An 883-nucleotide genomic window follows, 5' to 3' on the forward strand; every position below is an offset into this window, starting at 1 on the left:
CGTTGATAGAGGCGAGCGTGGTGCCACTCTTTCTGTTCCAGTTGCGCACTGTATTGCAAAAGCGCACGCCACAGTTCGGCTTGCCACACCTGCGCATCACCCAACCCGTCCACCAGCGCACCGGCTTGCCACTGTTTGATCCACTCAGGTCGATAAATCAGATATTGATCGAACAGATCCGCAACCCGCTGTGCCAGTTGATGCCGTTTGCGTTTATCCGCGTCATCTTGCAAATAGTGACTCAACGGCAAGAATGACGGGTTATCTTGCTGCTGAGGCAGAATATGCATCAACTTCCAGGCCATCGCTTCCTTGCTGAAGGTGTTTTCCGCCGGAATATCCGGCAACACGCGCCGACACATGTCCCACAAGAAAACCCCGGGCAAAGGAAAATGCAGATTGGCAGCAATCCCAAAGTGAGTCGCGAGTTCGATCTGTAACCATTGCGCCATACCAGGGCTTTGAACCAGGATCGTTTCAGGCTGAAATGGATCCTGCAACGGTTGGCGCGCTATCAGCGTCACCATCAGCGTTTTCAAAATATCTAACTGGTTTGAGTGATAAACCCTGAACATGATGATTCCCGTTTCGGTGCCCGCAAACCCTGCTCACCGTCAATTCAATTGCCTTCTGGCACGGTTCGCTGAGTCGTCTCAGTAAAACAAAACCAACGGTACAAGCGTGCCTGATAGTGCTGCGGCGTTGTCACCGTTGAGGAGACGCGCAGACACGCTGCCGACTGGAACTGCTCCGTCAAATGCAACTGCCATCCCGGAGGAAGATCGCGTTCAAGCAACGCCGATGACTCCCCTCCCCGACCGGCAGCATAAATGGCAAGCTGCTGATATGCCAGATGCCATGCCTGCCGTTGCTGCCATTGATG

At 53.7% G+C, this 883-nt stretch carries 2 protein-coding genes; both read right to left on the reverse strand.

Annotated elements, in window-relative coordinates; genetic code table 11:
- On the reverse strand, window positions 1-575 hold a 575-nt coding region (locus tag J5224_RS30985; RefSeq protein ID WP_264628850.1), incomplete at its 3' end, for an exodeoxyribonuclease V subunit gamma.
- Between the two features lie 44 nt (window positions 576-619).
- A partial coding sequence (locus tag J5224_RS30990; RefSeq protein WP_319802518.1) for a prepilin-type N-terminal cleavage/methylation domain-containing protein occupies window positions 620-883 on the reverse strand: 264 nt, incomplete at its 5' end.

This window comes from Candidatus Symbiopectobacterium sp. NZEC135 (genome assembly GCF_025962695.1).